The 17,500-nt window shown below is 30.2% G+C and carries 16 protein-coding genes; 8 read left to right on the top strand and 8 right to left on the bottom strand.

Annotated elements, in window-relative coordinates:
• The first annotated feature begins 26 nt into the window (after positions 1-26).
• Complete coding sequence (locus EG57_RS0208905; RefSeq protein ID WP_032076877.1) at positions 27-1,706, top strand: flavin monoamine oxidase family protein; 1,680 nt, start codon at positions 27-29, stop codon at positions 1,704-1,706.
• 772 nt (positions 1,707-2,478) lie between these two features.
• Here the strand turns inward: EG57_RS0208905 and EG57_RS0208910 are convergent.
• Positions 2,479-2,874, bottom strand: a complete 396-nt coding sequence (locus EG57_RS0208910) for a pyridoxamine 5'-phosphate oxidase family protein (protein ID WP_032076878.1) — start codon at positions 2,872-2,874, stop codon at positions 2,479-2,481.
• Positions 2,875-3,002: 128 nt separating this feature from the next.
• Here EG57_RS0208910 and EG57_RS0208915 point away from each other — a divergent pair, with 128 nt between their 5' ends.
• Positions 3,003-3,338 carry a winged helix-turn-helix transcriptional regulator gene (locus EG57_RS0208915; protein ID WP_032076879.1) on the top strand — a complete coding sequence of 112 codons (336 nt, stop codon included), beginning with the start codon at positions 3,003-3,005 and terminating at the stop codon, positions 3,336-3,338.
• Between the two features lie 151 nt (positions 3,339-3,489).
• On the opposite strand, the gene EG57_RS0208920 is transcribed toward EG57_RS0208915, so the two are convergent.
• Positions 3,490-4,449, bottom strand: coding sequence for a LysR family transcriptional regulator (locus EG57_RS0208920; RefSeq protein WP_032076880.1), 960 nt, complete (start codon positions 4,447-4,449; stop codon positions 3,490-3,492).
• Positions 4,450-4,564: 115 nt separating this feature from the next.
• Between EG57_RS0208920 and EG57_RS0208925 the strand changes: the two genes are divergently transcribed.
• Entirely contained in the window at positions 4,565-5,323 is a 759-nt protein-coding gene (locus tag EG57_RS0208925; protein WP_032076881.1) for a sulfite exporter TauE/SafE family protein, read from the top strand.
• A 102-nt stretch (positions 5,324-5,425) separates the two neighbouring features.
• On the opposite strand, the gene EG57_RS0208930 is transcribed toward EG57_RS0208925, so the two are convergent.
• Genes EG57_RS0208930 through EG57_RS0208940 form a run of 3 tightly spaced genes read right to left on the bottom strand, consistent with a single transcriptional unit; the run spans position 5,426 to position 9,571 of the window.
• Positions 5,426-7,150, bottom strand: coding sequence for an NADH-dependent [FeFe] hydrogenase, group A6 (locus EG57_RS0208930; protein WP_032076882.1), 1,725 nt, complete (start codon positions 7,148-7,150; stop codon positions 5,426-5,428).
• A 33-nt stretch (positions 7,151-7,183) separates the two neighbouring features.
• Positions 7,184-9,079 carry an NADH-quinone oxidoreductase subunit NuoF gene (locus EG57_RS0208935; RefSeq protein ID WP_032076883.1) on the bottom strand — a complete coding sequence of 632 codons (1,896 nt, stop codon included), beginning with the start codon at positions 9,077-9,079 and terminating at the stop codon, positions 7,184-7,186.
• Between the two features lie 12 nt (positions 9,080-9,091).
• Complete coding sequence (locus tag EG57_RS0208940; protein WP_032076884.1) at positions 9,092-9,571, bottom strand: NADH-quinone oxidoreductase subunit NuoE family protein; 480 nt, start codon at positions 9,569-9,571, stop codon at positions 9,092-9,094.
• 354 nt (positions 9,572-9,925) lie between these two features.
• On the opposite strand from EG57_RS0208940, the gene EG57_RS0208945 reads away from it, so the two are divergent.
• Positions 9,926-10,441 (top strand): hypothetical protein, encoded by a 516-nt coding sequence (locus tag EG57_RS0208945; protein ID WP_032076885.1) that lies wholly within the window; start codon positions 9,926-9,928, stop codon positions 10,439-10,441.
• An 888-nt stretch (positions 10,442-11,329) separates the two neighbouring features.
• Here EG57_RS0208945 and EG57_RS0208950 read toward each other — a convergent pair.
• Positions 11,330-12,094: a tRNA threonylcarbamoyladenosine dehydratase gene (locus tag EG57_RS0208950; RefSeq protein ID WP_032076886.1), complete on the bottom strand. Its 765-nt coding sequence runs from the start codon at positions 12,092-12,094 to the stop codon at positions 11,330-11,332.
• Between the two features lie 373 nt (positions 12,095-12,467).
• Between EG57_RS0208950 and EG57_RS0208955 the strand changes: the two genes are divergently transcribed.
• The 3 genes from EG57_RS0208955 to plsY all read left to right on the top strand — a co-directional run bounded on the left by EG57_RS0208955 (position 12,468) and on the right by plsY (position 14,484).
• Positions 12,468-12,893, top strand: coding sequence for a hypothetical protein (locus EG57_RS0208955; protein WP_032076887.1), 426 nt, complete (start codon positions 12,468-12,470; stop codon positions 12,891-12,893).
• 135 nt (positions 12,894-13,028) lie between these two features.
• The gene (locus EG57_RS0208960) at positions 13,029-13,871 is read left to right on the top strand and encodes a carbon-nitrogen hydrolase family protein (RefSeq protein ID WP_032076888.1); all 843 of its coding nucleotides are present in this window, start codon (positions 13,029-13,031) and stop codon (positions 13,869-13,871) included.
• A gap of 16 nt (positions 13,872-13,887) precedes the next feature.
• A complete protein-coding gene (plsY, locus tag EG57_RS0208965) occupies positions 13,888-14,484 on the top strand; it encodes a glycerol-3-phosphate 1-O-acyltransferase PlsY (RefSeq protein WP_200880536.1) in 597 nt (198 codons plus the stop codon).
• 132 nt (positions 14,485-14,616) lie between these two features.
• On the opposite strand, the gene EG57_RS0208970 is transcribed toward plsY, so the two are convergent.
• A complete protein-coding gene (locus EG57_RS0208970; protein ID WP_029163763.1) occupies positions 14,617-15,003 on the bottom strand; it encodes a hypothetical protein in 387 nt (128 codons plus the stop codon).
• A 300-nt stretch (positions 15,004-15,303) separates the two neighbouring features.
• Positions 15,304-15,819 (bottom strand): AAA family ATPase, encoded by a 516-nt coding sequence (locus EG57_RS0208975; RefSeq protein ID WP_032076889.1) that lies wholly within the window; start codon positions 15,817-15,819, stop codon positions 15,304-15,306.
• An 819-nt stretch (positions 15,820-16,638) separates the two neighbouring features.
• Here EG57_RS0208975 and EG57_RS0208980 point away from each other — a divergent pair.
• A complete protein-coding gene (locus EG57_RS0208980; protein ID WP_032076890.1) occupies positions 16,639-17,337 on the top strand; it encodes a flavin reductase in 699 nt (232 codons plus the stop codon).
• Positions 17,338-17,500: the final 163 nt, after the last annotated feature.

The following is a 17,500-nucleotide window of genomic DNA, read 5'->3' on the forward strand; positions in this document are numbered from 1 at the left end:
AATATTTTTAGGAGTTGTAGTGACTTATGGAAGCATATAGAGCTGATATTCAACCATCTAATCCATCTAATGAACAAAGATATGCATTGTTAAAGAATGCATTGCGTAAATCAGGCAGATTAATTGACTTTAATAACATTATTAAGCTTTTAAGTCCTCCGCCGGATATTTTAAATTATGCATATCCAGGTGAATTTAAGAAAATTAAGGTAGGTATTATAGGTGGAGGCCTTGCTGGTATGTCATCAGCTTTCGAACTTAGAAAACTTGGATTTGACATAACAGTATTTGATGCTTTAGAAGATAGGGTTGGTGGAAGAGTATATACTTACTATTTTGATGAAGATAAAAAGTTTTATGGAGAGCTTGGTCCACTTAGAATTCCAGTATCGCATGAATCTACCTGGCATTATATTAATCTTTTTGGACTTGATACACAGCCATTTATTCAAAATAATCCTAATGACTTTGTATATGTACAAGAAACAAGAGCTAGAAACAATCCTAGAAGCATTGAAGAAAAAATTTATCCAAAATATAATTTAACTAGAAGAGAAAAAAATACAGCTTGGCCAAGGCTTTATGAATATGCAGTGCATTTTTTTATGAATAATCTGCGGCCAGAAGTAAGAGCGGAAATTTTAAAAATTCTTCCTCTTTATAGTCCAAGTTATAATACATTACTTAATATTAGCATCCGTCAAAATTTTGAAATGCTAGGTCTTAGTCCTGATGCCATAGATATGATAGCAAGTGTTGATGCATTTACAGGTGCACTAATTGATTTATCTTACAATGAAGTGTTGCAGGAGGATTATCCAGAAAATTTCTCTTATCTTTACAGAATTGCTGGTGGCAATGTAAATTTGCCAAATGCATTTTATAAATCTCTAACATCGAAATCACCTAAAGAATATAAAATACCTCAGAATGAACTGGGAAATGTGACTTGGAAAAAAGGTAGTCAAGTATGGGGAATATATAAAGCTGAAAATGAAAAAAATGTTGTATTGAGATACAAAGGTAATAATATTAAAGGAGAAGCTACAGAAGCATTTGATTATGTTATTTGTGCAATTCCATTTACAACACTTTCAACCATGGATATTTCACCTTTCTTTAGTAATAGAAAAATGCAAGCAATAAGGGAAATAAACTATGTAGATGGGCATAGAGCTCTGCTGTTGTGTAAAAAGCGTTTTTGGGAAGAAGATGCGGATTATGGAAGGATTGTAGGAGGTGTAAGTAATACGGATTTATCTATAACAAATATATTGTATCCTTCAGATCATGCTTTAACTGGAGCTAATCCAAATGAACCAGGGGTATTAATAGGTTCATACAATTTAAACAAGTATGCTACACATATAGGAGCTATAAAGGGAGAGGCTCACATACAGCAAGTTGAAAGGCAGGTTGAGCAAGTTCATGGTCTTCCTAGAAATTATCTAAATTCCATAGTAATGAAGTCGAAATTTATTCATTGGAATGAAGAAGAATGGTTTAGGGGAGCCGTAGCATTTTTTACACCAGAACAAAAAAGAATTTTTTCATATAATATTTTAAAACCAGAGTATGATAATAGGGTATTCTTTGCAGGAGAACATGCATCTGCAACCCATGGTTGGATGCAAGGAGCCCTATACACTGGAAAATTGGCTGCCAATAGTTTAGCTCGCAGTGTCAAGGCTGAAGGAAAAATGTAAGAGCATATATTTAAATCAAATCTCGCATATGCAAAACTTTAATTTAATATAAAAAGCATATGTAAGCGAAGTAACTTTCAACTGTATTCCGGCTGATATATGCTGTGAAGGAAAACTCACTTTATTAAGAAGTTCTAATGCTTGAGATATTGAAAAATGGCTACCTCCTCAAATGCGACGTCCTGTCGCTTTCGGAGCTTTTGCCTTCCTGGCAAAAATTACGCCATTTTTCAATATCTCAAGCAAAGAACTTCTAAAATTTGTTCGAATCTTCCTTCACAGTATATATCAGTCTCCATACAGTTGAAAGTTACTTCTTAGTGCATTACGTGCATTTATAATACTTTCTGATATGACTCTAATAAAAAGTGTAGCTTTCATAATACTTAGTAACTAGTTTATGTATAGTTCAGCTATTTTAATAATATCCTATGGCGCAGCCTACACCTTAATATTTAGGCGTTGTAAGTTATGATTATAAATATAATTTGGCTTATTAAAATTACTTATAACAATTTAATTATGTGCATATATTTGAAGTCACTAGTTTGGATCTTAACTTTTATGCAGTGATATATGATAAGGGTGTCATCACATTAGCTAAATTGTTTTAGAATAATTAAAACATTTAGCCGTGATGACACCCTTATCATATATCACGGAGTAAAAGTTAAAATCCAAACTTCCACTGCATCTTGTGTCGCATAATTTTTAAACTGCTAAAGTTAAGTCTTTAATAAAGGTCATATTGTACTAAGAAATTTAGTAAGTATTATAGTGAAAATGTTTCAGGTTCAGCAGTGAAAGAAGAAATAGTAGCTGTTCCTTTAGTAAAGTATAAAACTGCGAAAATTCCATCATCAACATTGTACATGGATTTTAAAGATGGAACAGCTTCAAGTGCTAATTCTTTCACTTCACGTCTATCATCATTTGCAACTTCTCCAGTAACACGAATCCATTGACCCTTTTTATTCATACCACTAATTTCAACTTTAGGATTTTCCATCATTTGTTTAAAACATTTTTTTGTATTATTTGAAACAATATATAATTTTCCTTCGTATTCAAATACAGCACCAAAAGGTCTTACTCTTGGTTGATCACCTTCATTAGTTGCTAGGTAAAAGGTACCGCTTTCTTTTAAAAATTCTAATGCTTTTTTCATGATTATTGCTCCTCTCATATATGTATGTTAAAATTGATTATGCATTAATAATACCATGTACAATAAAAATAACAAGTACGATTTTTTATAGATGTAAGTATATGAAAGATACTGAAGGAGGAGATTTAATGGAGGATTCTAATAGTCTTTTTGGGAAATGTCCATATTTTACAGCACAAAAAGTATTTTCGGGAAAATGGTCAATTTTAATTATGTATCATTTGGATGAAGGAGTACTGCGTTATGGGGAATTACAAAGGAGAATGGATGGTATCACCCAGGGAACACTAACAAAGCAATTGAGGATGTTAGAAGACTTTGGATTGGTTAAACGACATATTTATTCAGAAATTCCACCTAAAGTGGAGTACTCGTTAACTGATTTGGGAAAAGCATTTAGACCAGTGCTAAAAGAGTTCAGAATTTGGGGTGATAAGTATATCGAATATATTAAAAATAAATAGATATCAATATAATTATGGCAAATAATCTTTTTGGAGTTGTTACACTAAGAATAAACAGTGCAATGTATGGTGTTATTTTTTAATTTATAAAATAACATATTGTAGATCAAGTGATTAGTGTAACAGCTATCTTTTTTAAGTTTTTAGTAAATTAAGGAATAAGTTTATTTTTATAAAATTCTGTAGTGAAATCAATAAAACGCTTAGTGGCTTTAGTAACATATCTCTTTTTATTATAAGCAATGGCAACGCCACGCTTTGGCATAGGGCATTTTAATTTGTAAAAGCGAAGATTTTCTGCATCTGGAGAGCATTTTATAAGAGTATCTGCAATAAAAACTGCTCCAAGTCCTTTTGAAGCAAATTCAAAGGAAGTCATCTGTTGATTGAAAGACATTTTTACTAATGGAGTAATGTTATAATAATGAAAGATAGCCTTTGATCTTCCAAAAATTTCATTTGTAGGCTCTGGTAAAAGAAAAGGAAAGTTTTCCATATTGTATAGATCAATAGCTGGCTGCTTTTTAGAAAGGTGTTTATTTTTTCTAATTTCCTTGGATGTCATGCCGCAAGCAAAAATTTTTTTGTCTACAGGAAGATTCAAAGGTATACCAAGTAAAATTTGATTTTCAAATAAAGGAATGGACTGAAATATTTCTTCTTGAAACCAATCAGTATCTAAAATTAAGTCAATACTTCCATCTGCCAGCATGTTTTTAAGTACAGGAAGAGATGCTTCCTTTGCAGCAATTTCTATGCCTGGATATTGATTTGAAAATTCAACAATAAGTTCAGGAAGCAAATAGGTCATAGATATGATAGCACCACCAATTCTAATTTTTCCAACTTTAACTTCATTTAAGTTTTGAAAGTAATCAGCACATTCCTGTTCCATGGATATAATTTTTTCTACTTTATCAATATATATCTGTCCTGCGGCTGTTAATTTTAGTGGAGATGTTTTTCGTTCAAATAAAGGCTGACCAAGTTCTTGTTCCAATTTACGAATTGCAATACTTAAGGCTGGTTGTGTTATATGCAAGTTTTCTGCTGCCTTTGAGAAACTTCCAGATTTGTATATTTCATAAACATAATTCATATTTTGAAACAATTTTATCACCCCTGTATAAATTAAATTTATATGTATAGTAAAATATATAAATTTGATTATATAACAAAAGGATGATAATATCAACTCATCAATAAAACTTATGAGGAGATTAAAAATGATTGAGTATATTATCATATGTCCATTAGTTTTTTTTGCTGGTTTTGTAGATGCAATTGCAGGTGGTGGGGGACTTATATCCATTCCGGCATTCATGATTTCAGGAGTTCCAGTTCATTTGGCTATTGGTACAAATAAATTGAGTTCAAGTATGGGTACAACTATAGCTACATATCGCTATGCTAAAAATGGATATATAAAAATGAAATTGGCAGCTTGTAGTGCTGCTTGTGCATTATTGGGGTCACCAATTGGTGCAGAGATTGCCTTAAAAATTAGTGATTTTTACTTTAAAATTTTGATGCTAGCTATATTGCCAATTACTGCTTTCTATGTTTTGCGTAAACGCAATTTTAAAGATAATGAAGACATTAAAACATTATCTACTACTAAAACCTATTTAATATGTATGCTTATAGCATTCTTTGTAGGATTGTATGATGGCTTTTATGGACCTGGGGCAGGAACATTTTTACTATTACTGCTTACTGGTATTGCACATTTGGGGTTAAATCTTTCAGCAGGAACCACGAAAGCTATTAATTTATCTTCAAATGTGGCAGCACTTATTACCTTCATTATAAATGGAAAGGTACTTCTTATTTTAGGATTAGTTGCAGGCTTATTCAATATTTTAGGAAATTATATTGGTGCTGGTTATTTCACCAAAAAAGGCACAAAAATAGTAAGACCTATTATTATGACTGTATTGACTATATTCTTTGTTAAAGTATTATTTGACATATTGTCTGTGTAATTTTGATTTGTTACAAAAATCAAGGATACATTAAATTGGGGAATTTAATGTATCCTCGACTTTTATATAAATCTTTAAGGTTTAGGGTAACAAATTAATATTTTAGCACTCTTTATTAGTATATTTAGTATGAAGTAATTTGTGTGCTTTTTCACTATTTGGTTTACCTAAGAATTCATCATACAGCTTAATTATAGCTGGATTTTCATGAGATTTTCTTAAAGGTTTATTTCTATCTTCTTCATATAAAGCATTCATTCTGTCTTTTAAAATTTCATATTTTCCATGGATATATGGTTGACCGCCGCCATCTATACATCCACCAGGGCAAGCCATTATTTCGATTATTTGATAATCAGCTGTGCCTTCTCTAATTTTATTTAGAAGTTTACGTGCATTTCCAAGACCACTTGCAATAGCAGCTTTTACTTCCATATCTTTTATTTTTATTGAAGCTTCTTTTATTCCATCTAAACCACGAACAACTTCAAAATCTACATTATCTAGCTTTTCTCCAGTAATCCATTCATAAGCTGTACGAAGAGCAGCTTCCATAACACCACCTGTTACTCCAAATATAACAGCAGCACCAGTGGATTCGCCAAGAAGACTGTCGAAATCTTCATCTTGAAGCCTTTCAAAATTTATTCCTGCTTCTTTGATCATTTTTGCAAGTTCTCTAGTACTTATAACAATATCCACATCACTATTCATTTCAGGTCTTGCAGCTTCGTATTTTTTAGCAAGGCAAGGCATAACTGAAACTAATATGATGTCTTTAGGGTCCATATTCATTTTTTCAGCAAAATAAGTTTTAGCTACAGCACCAAACATTTGTTGAGGTGACTTACAGCTGGATGGAGAATCAAGTAAATCACTAAATTCATGTTCAATAAAGTTTATCCATCCAGGACAGCAGCTTGTAAGCATTGGAAGCTTGCCGCCATTTGTAATTCTATCCATAAGCTCTGTTGCTTCTTCCATTATAGTTAAATCAGCAGCAAAATCTGTATCGAAAACTTTATCAAAGCCTAAAGAACGAAGTGCTGCAACCATTTTACCTGTAACTGGTTTTCCAAGTCCTAAACCAAATTCTTCTCCAAGAGCTGCTCTTACAGCTGGTGCAGTTTGTACTATAACAAGTTTACCTTCAGTGTTTAATGCATCCCAAACCTTAGCTGTGTTGTTAACTTCTGCTAAAGCACCTGTTGGACAGACTGCCACGCATTGACCACAGAATGTACAGTTTGTGTCTATCATTGCAGTACCAAAAGCAGGAGATACAACAGTGTCAAAACCTCTGCTTACTGCAGACAATGCAGAAACAGTTTGAATTTCGCTGCATACAGTTTCACATCTTCTACATAATATACATTTATCTAAATCACGAACTATGGAAGGACTAGAAGTATCCTTTGCATAAGTTGACATTTCACCTTTATATTTAATTTCACGTATTCCCATATCAGCTGCTAAAGCTTGAAGTTCACAGTTAGTGTTCTTTTCACAAAGCAAGCAGTTTTGTGGGTGGTCTGAAAGAATAAGTTCTACTACATTTCTACGAGCTTTTATTGCTTTTATGGAATTAGTTTTTACTACCATACCTTCAGTTACAGGAGTAGTACATGCAGGAGCAAGATTTCTTCTGCCTTCTACTTCTACTACACAAACTCTACATGAACCAGGCTTATTTTCAAATCCGTCGTGAAGCTTTAAATGGCATAAAGTAGGTATTTCTATTTCAAGTAGTTTTGCAGCTTGTAGTATAGTAGCGCCTTTTTCCACCTGCACTTGTTTATTATTTATAGTAAGAGTAACTAAACTCAAAACTTCCACCTCTTTCTCAAAAATTTTGCACAATTATTTTTTTATGATAGCATCTACTGGGCATCCACTGAAGCATGCTCCACATTTTACACACTTGCTTTGATCTATAGTGTGAACTTGTTTAACCTTACCACTAATACAATTTACAGGACAGTTCCTCAAGCACTTAGTACATCCGATACATTTATCTGTAATTTCATATTTAAGTAAGTTCTTACAGACACCTGCTGGACAAGATTTTTCTTTTACATGAGCTTCATATTCGTCAGCAAAGTATTTCATTGTACTTAATATAGGGTTAGGTGCAGTTTGTCCAAGACCACAAAGAGAAGTATCTTTTATAGTTTGTGCTAACTCTTTTAACTTTTCTAAGTCATCTTCAGTACCTTGTCCGTTAGTTAGTCTTGTCAATATTTCTAATAAGCGTTTATTTCCAATTCTACAAGGTGTACATTTTCCGCAAGATTCTTCTACAGTAAATTCTAAATAGAATTTAGCTATATCAACCATACAGTTATCTTCATCCATAACAATCATTCCGCCAGAACCCATCATAGAGCCTATGGAAGTTAAGGATTCATAATCTATAGGAATATCTAAATTTGAAGCAGTTATACATCCACCAGAAGGTCCTCCGGTTTGTACTGCCTTAAATTTACGTCCATTTTTAATACCGCCACCTATGTCATAAATTATTTCTCTTAAAGTTGTACCCATAGGAACTTCTACAAGACCTACGTTATTTATTTTACCAGCTAATGCAAAAACCTTTGTTCCTTTAGAAGTTGCAGTACCTATAGAACTGTACCATTCAGCACCATTATTTATTATAGCTGGAATATTTGCTAAAGTTTCAACATTGTTTACGCAAGTTGGTTTATCCCAAAGTCCGCTTTCAGCAGGGAATGGTGGTTTGTTTGTAGGCTCACCGCGGCAGCCTTCTACAGAATGAATTAAAGCCGTTTCTTCACCGCACACAAAGGCACCAGCTCCATATCTTATATCTATATTGAAGCTGAATTCTGTTCCTAAAATCTTATCACCTAGAACACCATATTCAATAGCTTGGTCAATAGCTGTTTTAAGTCTGTTAACTGCAAGAGGATATTCTGCTCTTATATATATAACACCCTTTGAAGCACCAATAGCATACCCTGCAATAGCCATAGCTTCCAATACACTGTGAGGGTCACCTTCTAGTATGGAACGATCCATGAATGCACCAGGGTCTCCTTCATCAGCATTACAAATTATATATTTTTGATCAGCATCATAAGCTTTAGCAAAGGACCATTTTTTACCTGTAGGGAAACCTCCGCCTCCTCTTCCTCTTAATCCTGAATCTATAATTAATTTTATAACATCATCAGAGCTCATTTTTGTAATACATTTTGCAAGGGCCAAATATCCCTTAGTTGCAATACTTTCAGTTATATCTTCAGGATTTATAAATCCACAGTTTCTAAGTGCAATTCTATGCTGCTTTTTATAGAAGGACATTTCATCCTGTCTTTTTACTTTTTCATTTATAGATGGTTCTTCATATAAAAGATTTTCTAATACTTTTCCCTTTAATAAATGCTCATTAACTATATCAGAAGCATCTTCAGGTGTAACATGAACATAAAATACATTGTCAGGGCTTATTTTTACAATTGGTCCTTTTTCACAGAAACCGAAGCAGCCTGCAATTTCAACAGTAACCTCTTCTGAAAGACCAGCTTTTTCAACTTCTTCTTTTAAACTAGATACAATTACATCACCTTCTGCGGATTTACAGCCTGTTCCTCCACAAACAGTTACATAACGTTTACATCTTTTGTTTTCAACAGCAATTTCTTCTTCTTCGGATGCTTGTCTTATTTTTAAATTTTCTGAATACTTCAAGCATGATTTTTGGAGTTCTTCATAAGAATTGATTTTATTCAATGTCCTTTCCCCCTATTCCTTATATTCATCTAAAATTTTATCTACCATTTGTTTGGTAAAATGACCATAAACTTTATCATTAACAGTTACTACAGGAGCAAGTCCGCAAGCACCTACACATCTTAAAACTTGAATAGTAAATTTACCATCTGATGTAGTTTCGCCAACTTTGATATTTAATTTTTTTTCAAATCCTTCAAGCACATCTCCTGAGCCTTTAACAAAACATGCAGTTCCCATGCATATATTTATAACATATTTTCCAGTTGGTTCTTCAGTGAAATAAGAATAAAATGTGACTACCCCATTAACTTTAGATATAGGTAGATCTAATTTTTTTGCTACAAATTTTTGCACATCTTTTGATAAATATCCAAATAGATTTTGAGCTTTATGGAGAACTGAGATTAGTGATCCTTTTTTTTCTTCAAGGTTATCTATGAATTGTTCGAGTTCGTTAAAATATTGTTTTTCTAAATTATCACAACACACTAAGGTATACCCCCTCTGAATGTACAATTTTTTTATATGTTTAAATTATATCAAACTTTTTCAAAAAATAAAGGGTTTTTTCAAAAAAAACTATATAAAATTTTTCAATAAAAGTATTAAATTATACAAATCATAAAAATACAAAGGTATTCAAAGAATAATAATGCAAAATTCGACAAATAAAATATTGTTAAATATATAATTTTTTAATATTTATGATAAATTAGAAATATTTTAGTTTTTGTGTTAATAATGAAAACAATATACTATTTTAAAAAATTTATAATTTATAATGAAAAAACGTTTATTGTATATTATAATAAGTGATATGTAACTATGTAAGGAGGTATACATTTGAAGTTTGAAAATATTTTAACAGCAGCTTTAATTTTTGCATCTATTATTCAATTTTATTTATCTTTTATTAAAGGAAGAAGCAGAGAAGATGATTATGGTACTATGCTGCTTAAATTGAATATGGATATGGTTAAAAGAAAGTTTTTAGCAGCATTACTTATTGGTATATGTGTTTATTTTGTCTATGTTATTATAAAAAATAATTTTTCAGTATTAGGAATATTTATAGTAATGTATTTTCTTTTAAGTATATATGATTTTAGTAAAATAAAAATTATAACTTCTAAGGGGATAGGACAGAAAAGTTTCTATAGTAATTCCTATTATAATTTTACTAAATGGAGTGAAATTACAGATTGGCAGTGGTCCGAAGAAAAGAAAAATTTACTTTTAATTAAAATCCAAAAGAAAGACATGGTATTAAATAAGGAATGGAATGTTTTGAATTTTGAAAAGGAAGAGATAAGCAAACTTTTTGAAGATAATGTAAGAAGTAAGGGACTTCCTAGTTAATCGAAACTTCGAAATTTAAAAATAATGCGACACAAGGATGCAGTGGAAGTTTGAATTTTAACTTTTAGTCCGTGATATATGCTAAGTGTGTCATCACGGCTAAATGTTTTAATTATTCTAAAGCTCGAAATTTTTGAAAGCCTAAGAACTTTGTCAAACTCGGTCCCCTCAAACAGGACTAAAGTTCTAAGGCTTTCGAAAATTTTGAGCTAAGAATAATACTAAAACAATTTAGCTAATGTGATGACACACTTAGCATATATCACTACCTAAAAGTTAAAATCCAAACTAGCAAGTTTAAGTGTACGCACCTAATTACATTATTATAAGTAGTTTTAGTAAGTGAAAATTATATTTATAATCATAACTTATAATGCTTAAAAATTAAAGTTAAGCCTGTTGATAGGCTAATATATTTCATTTAAAAGTCAGTTGCTTTCTATATTTATAGAAATACCTTAAAAGAAATTTATTATTTTTGCAGCTGCGCCATAGAATATTATTAAAATAGCTGAAATATACATAAACTATATCACAGTATTATGTGTATACGTAATGCACTAAGAAGTAACTTTCAACTGTATGTAGACTGATATATGCTGTGAAGGAAGATGCGAACGAATTTTAGAAGTTCTTTGCTTGAGATATTGAAAAATGGCGTAATTTTTGCCAGGACGGCAAAAGCTCCGAAAGCGACAGGACGTCGCATTTGAGGAGGTAGTCATTTTTCAATATCTCAAGCATTAGAACTTCTTAATGAAGTGAGTTTTCCTTCACAGCATATATCAGCCGGAATACAGTTGAAAGTTACTTCGCTTACATATGCTTACGTCGCAATGTGCTTATATTAAGTCAAATTTTATATATGCCATAGTTGACAAGTATCAACTATTTAGAGTTTATATTCAGTATATCCTTAATAACTTCTCCACCTATTATCATACCTGCTACTGGTGGAACAAAAGAAATGCTTCCTGGTATTTGTCTTTTGGCTGCACATTTTTTTGTGCCTCCAGTGCAAACACAACCTTCTTTACAAGTTACAACTTCTTCATAATTAGGTTTTATAGGAACTTCTTCTGAATAAAGAACCTTTAAGTCTTTAATACCTCTTTTTCTAAGTTCATATCTCATAACTTTTGCTAAAGGACATATTTTTGTATCATATATATCAGCTATTTTAAATTGGGTAGGGTCTAATTTGTTTCCTGTACCCATACAGCTTATTATATCTATGTTATGATTTTTACACCATACTATTAAGGATAATTTTGATGAAACTGTATCAATAGCATCAACTACATAATCTGCATCTAAAGGTATTATGTCTTCTATGTTATCCTCTTTTATAAAAGTTTGATGAATTTCTACTTTACATTCTGGATTTATCTTTAAAGCTCTTTCTTTTATAACTTCAACTTTAGATTTACCTATAGTATCAAAATTGGCATGTATTTGTCTATTCAAATTAGTTAGACAAACAGTATCATCATCTACTAATATAAGATGTCCGATGCCACCTCTTACCAAGGCTTCAAAAGAAAAGCTTCCTACTCCACCTAATCCTAAAATAACTACAGTACTATTTTTTAGCTTTTCTAAAGAATCACGTCCTATTAATAATTCTGTTCTTGAAAGTGAATGTTGTTTCATTTTATTTAAGCTCCTTTGATTATAGATTACGGCATGGGGTATAAGTTAACTAAACTAATATTCATGTTATATTTGAACATATGTGAATTCAGTTTCACTTGATAGTATATAATACTATGAATAAATGTCAATAATACAACTCACTATTTAGGCAAAATATTTTTAGCTAATTTTCAAATAGGATTTATTTTCATAGTTTAATAAATTATAATTAAATTATTAAACCAAATTTTATAATGTGTTATGGTTATAACAATTGTAATTTTAGATTTAAGGGAACTTTTTTATTAAGTTTATTAATTATAACTGTATAATATTTGAATAAGCGCAAAATGGTATGAACAAATAAAAATATTGGGGTGATAAGAGAACTATGAAGAAGTTATCAAAGAAGTCCTATATTATCATTGCCATTAGCATTATTACATTTATATATACTACAGGAATGTACAAATATAGAAAGCCAGTTATCATACACAAAACGTTTAGTAATGTACTTGTAATAAAGTCAGGTATTCAAAGTACAGTAAATGCTGAGATAAATGGGAAAATATATAGAGGGATATATAGTGGTTCCATAATTGATTTAAATCTTCATTTTACAAATAGAATAGAAGGAAAAATTATAATAGATGGTAAGGAGTATAGCTTTAAAGGCTTTAATGGAGAATCTAAGCTTATTAATATATTAGGTAATGTATATGATAATACCCAAAATGCTTCAGTTGTTTTTTGGTTTAAAATGAAGGATTTAGATTCTATTGAATTATTAAGCCATGATGACTCTAAACTCAAATAGAGATAAATTACGTTTGGTATATGAATCTAACAAAGTTATTAATATGTTATATATAGAAAAGAGTATAAAAAGGAAAGAGGTGAGTTTTAGTGAGAGTTTAGTACTTATTATACACTCTCTCACTAAAGATAAACAATGAATGAAGTTAAAATAGGTTTGTGTCAGATGATGGTAGAGAAGACTTCTAAACAAGATAATATTAAAAAGGCTAGAATTATGATAAATAATGCAGTAGATCAAGGAGCTGAAATTGTAGCGCTTCCGGAGATGTTTAACTGTCCATATAACAACAAACATTTTAGGGAATATGGAGAAAGCTCCTTAAAAGATGAGACTTTAAGTATGCTTTCAGAAGTTTCTAAAGAGAAAAATATATATTTGGTAGGTGGTTCTATTCCTGAGCTTCATGAAGGAAAAGTATATAATTCATCTTTTATATTTAATAATGAAGGAAAATTGATTGGTAAACATAGAAAAATGCATCTATTTGATATAGATATTAAAAATAAAGTAAAATTTAAAGAATCAGAAGTATTAACACCAGGAGATAAAGCCACAATTATAGATACTAAGTGGGGAAAAATGGGGGTAGCTATTTGCTATGATATAAGGTTTCCAGAACTTATAAGAATTATGGCACTTGAAGGTGCTAAAGTAGTATTTATACCTGCTGCATTTAATATGACTACAGGTCCTGTTCATTGGGATCTTTCATTTAGAGCTAGGGCTTTAGATAATCAAATTTATATGGTAGGAGTATCACCAGCTAGAAATGTGAATTATTCTTATGTAGCATATGGAAATTCTTTATTAGTTGATCCTTGGGGGAAAATAATAAATAAGCTGGATGAAAAGGAAGGAATATTAGTGCAAAGTATAAATTTAGATTACATAGATGAAGTTAGAGAATCACTTCCTTTACTAAAGCATAGAAGAACAGACTTATATAAAATAGATTACGAAATTAAACAGAAATGATTTTAAGGTGAAGTAAATGATTATGATGATAATTACAATTATGGTTTCCTTTTTATGTGGTTCAATCCCAACAGGATATTTAATTACTAAAAAATTTCGTGGAGTTGATATAAGAACTAAAGGTAGTGGAAATATAGGCTCCACAAATGTAAAAAGAATTGTAGGGGCTAAATTATCAATCCTTACTCAAATAGTAGATATAACCAAAGGAATAATTCCTATAATTTTAGCTATGTATTTGGCAAAAACTACAAAATTGCCAATACCCACAAATGAATATCTCTCTATTATTGCAATAGTAGTAGTTTTAGGACATGATTTTACTCCTTTCCTTAAATTTAAAGGGGGTAAAGGAGTAAATACAACTGTTGGTGCATTTATTTTTGTAGCACCACTTCCAACACTAATTGGAGTAGCAGTTCATTTTATATTGCGCTTATTTACCAAAGTAGTGTCTATTAGGTCAATTGCAATAGGTATTACAATACCTGTTATGTGTATTATTATGAATCTGTCTATTTCCATAGCAGTTTCTGCGTTATTTGCGTGTATTTTAATGATATTTAGGCATAAAGATAATCTAATGAGAATAATACATAATGAAGAAGAATAGTTATGTGATAGCTGTTAATTTTACTATAAATCTTTCACTCTTCCAAGTGAGAGATTTATTTTTTTAAAAAGAAGCTGTTGCACTAATTTTTTAATACAACAGTTTCTTTGTTTCTATAAATTTATTTTTAATTTATATTTCCCAACAAGATCTATATTTTTCTATAAGCTTTATAAAACCATTATTTAATTTTTCATTTTTATCCATACGTTCTTCTTTAAGCTTTTCAACTTTTTTTTGCATGTCTTTTATTTTTTTGAATTCTTCATCTGCCTTTTTCTTTCGCTCAGAAGCATCTAAAAGGGCCTGTTGAGTTTCTTTACTTGGAGATAATTGAGCTTGCTTTTCAGCTGCATCAAAGTTATTTGTAGCATCATTTTTTTCTGCTACGATGTTGCCTATATTTATATTTATATTTAATATTTCAGTATCAATGTTTTGAATTTCTTTGTTAATTTTATTATAAAAATCTCTTTCTACTCTTATGCATTCCTTTTGACATGAAGTCAATTCACTCATAAGTTTATCCTCCTTTTTTAGTACATTTTATGTAAAATGCTAATTATTGTTACAACACAAATATAGTATGTGATATGAATAGTAAGAAAACAAAAAAAACTGTGATAAGTAAACTCTGTTCTTGCCAAATTTTCTTATGCAAGTATTTACCATGACATTGTAAGGGTGGTTCGGAAATGAAAGAGAGCTGTATTGGCTAAGGTGTACATAATTGAATTGTTATCTGCAGTGACTTGGTTTATAGTATATTGGGTAATGTGAGGGAAAGTTATACTTCCTTCAAAACAGAAATGACGCAATCTATTGGATAGCGTCATTTTTTATAATTTCAATAATTTTATCGGCTGTTTCTGAAATGGAAATATCGCTTGTATCAATTTTTATGGTATTCATGTTTTCATATAGAGGGATGCGATTTAAACCAGCATCCAAAGCTTCTTTTTCTCTTAAATTATTTTTTATATCCTTTGATACTCTTTTTATAAAACTGGTTTCATTGCAAATAAGGGTTATCTTAATTACTTCAAATTCTAACCCGTCAAGTTTACTTAAAATCATTTCAAATATTTCTTCTAGGTGTATTACCCAATTGAATATTACGTATTCATAAGATGAATTCGTTAGAAAATTTTTTAAAAGATGAGTTATGTTATCCATAACCATTGACTTATTTTCTTCATTTGCAATAAAAGGGTTCATCATCCAGCACCAATCACCATCAAGCCATACTGAATTTTCTAGTTTTTTATACAATGCTTTGCTAGTTGCGGTTTTTCCAACTCCCATAGTTCCATTTATAATAATTAATTTTTTCATTGGTTGCCCCCTTGAATTAAGCTGATTTTTAATATTATTATATAACAAACTTCTACTTCGAATAGGTTAACTATGCTTATTAACATATTATAGCATAATTGATTTGTTATGGAAAATAGATAACACTTTTAATTCAATAAATGAATAATTATTTAAGCACACAATCAATATAAAATTAATTTTGAATTATCAGATAATATATGCATTATGAATAAACTAATATAAAAAGTTCATTCATAATGTAAATTGTTTTTTAGTAGAATATGTCGTAAAGTATTCATAAGAGATGAATATACGTATTTAATGTAGGTTTATTGTAATCATAAAATTATAGTTGATTCTCAATAGATAGTGTTTAATTTAGTTAAAATCCAATTAAAATATAAATACCCTATATTTTATTGTGAATTCTCCCCATAAACTATACAGATTAAAAATCTGATAGTGGAAAGGGGAGTCTTTTTTTATTTCAATAAAATGAAAGAGATAGCTTTGAAATTCTTGTTTCTATAATAATTATCCGCTTTAATATACGAATTAACAAATAATAAATGTTTAGTAATAAAACATATTGTTTTTTGAAAATTATATTTATTTTTAATGCAATTGATGTTATAATTTATTCAATGTTACAAAGTTATACAAAAAGGGGGGAGTTAATGAAACTTACAAATGTAGTTTTATGCAGAAATATTCTTTGAATAATGTAAGTTTGGAATGGGGTAACATGTAAGTGAATTTTTTATAATGATAAAATTATATTAAAGAAAGGGGATATGCTTATAGGATCATTTTTGATATGTAAGCATAAATAAGTATATGATTGATAATAAAGCATTTTATAAATTAAGTTATGGGTTATATATAGTAAGTTCTGTTTTGGATGGTAAATTAAATGCACAAATTGCTAATTCAGTTTTTCAGATAACATCAGATCCAGCTATGGTTGCAGTGAGTATTAACAAACAAAATTTAACTCATGAATATATACAAAAAAGTAAATTGATAGGAGTTTCTGCATTATCAGTGGAAACACCTATGGATTATGTAGCAAGATTTGGATTTAGATCAGGAAGAGATACAAATAAATTTGAAGGTATATCGTATAAATTAGGAGAAAGTGGTGTACCAATAATTGAGGATAGTATAGCATCTTATTTTGAATTGCAAGTTGAAAAGGAAGTTGATGTTTTTACTCATACAATATTTGTTTGTAAAGTGTTAAATGCAGAATTACTTAAGGATATAGACTCCATGACATATCAATATTATCAAGATATAAAACGTGGTAAAATATCTAAAACTCCAATATCTCAAAACGAAAATAAAACTGAGCCTATAAAGTCAACAAGTTCTGCACCAAAATATAAATGTACAATATGCGGATATATTTATGATCCAGCTGTTGGAGATCCTGATTCAGGAATTTTGCCAGGAACTCCATTTAAAGATATACCAGATAGTTGGGGATGTCCAATTTGCAGAGTGAATAAAGAAAGTTTCGAAAAGATAGAATAAAGTATTTTGTATGTTGAAGCTAATATATATTAAAAAGTCATAATATTATAAGCATATTACGACGCAAAGGTGCAGTGGAAGTTTGGATTTTAACTTTTACTCTGTGATATATGATAAGTGTTTCATCACGGCTAAATGTTTTAATTATTCTAAAGCTTGAAGA

Source organism: Clostridium drakei (assembly GCF_000633595.2).
GTDB lineage: Bacteria > Bacillota > Clostridia > Clostridiales > Clostridiaceae > Clostridium_AM > Clostridium_AM drakei.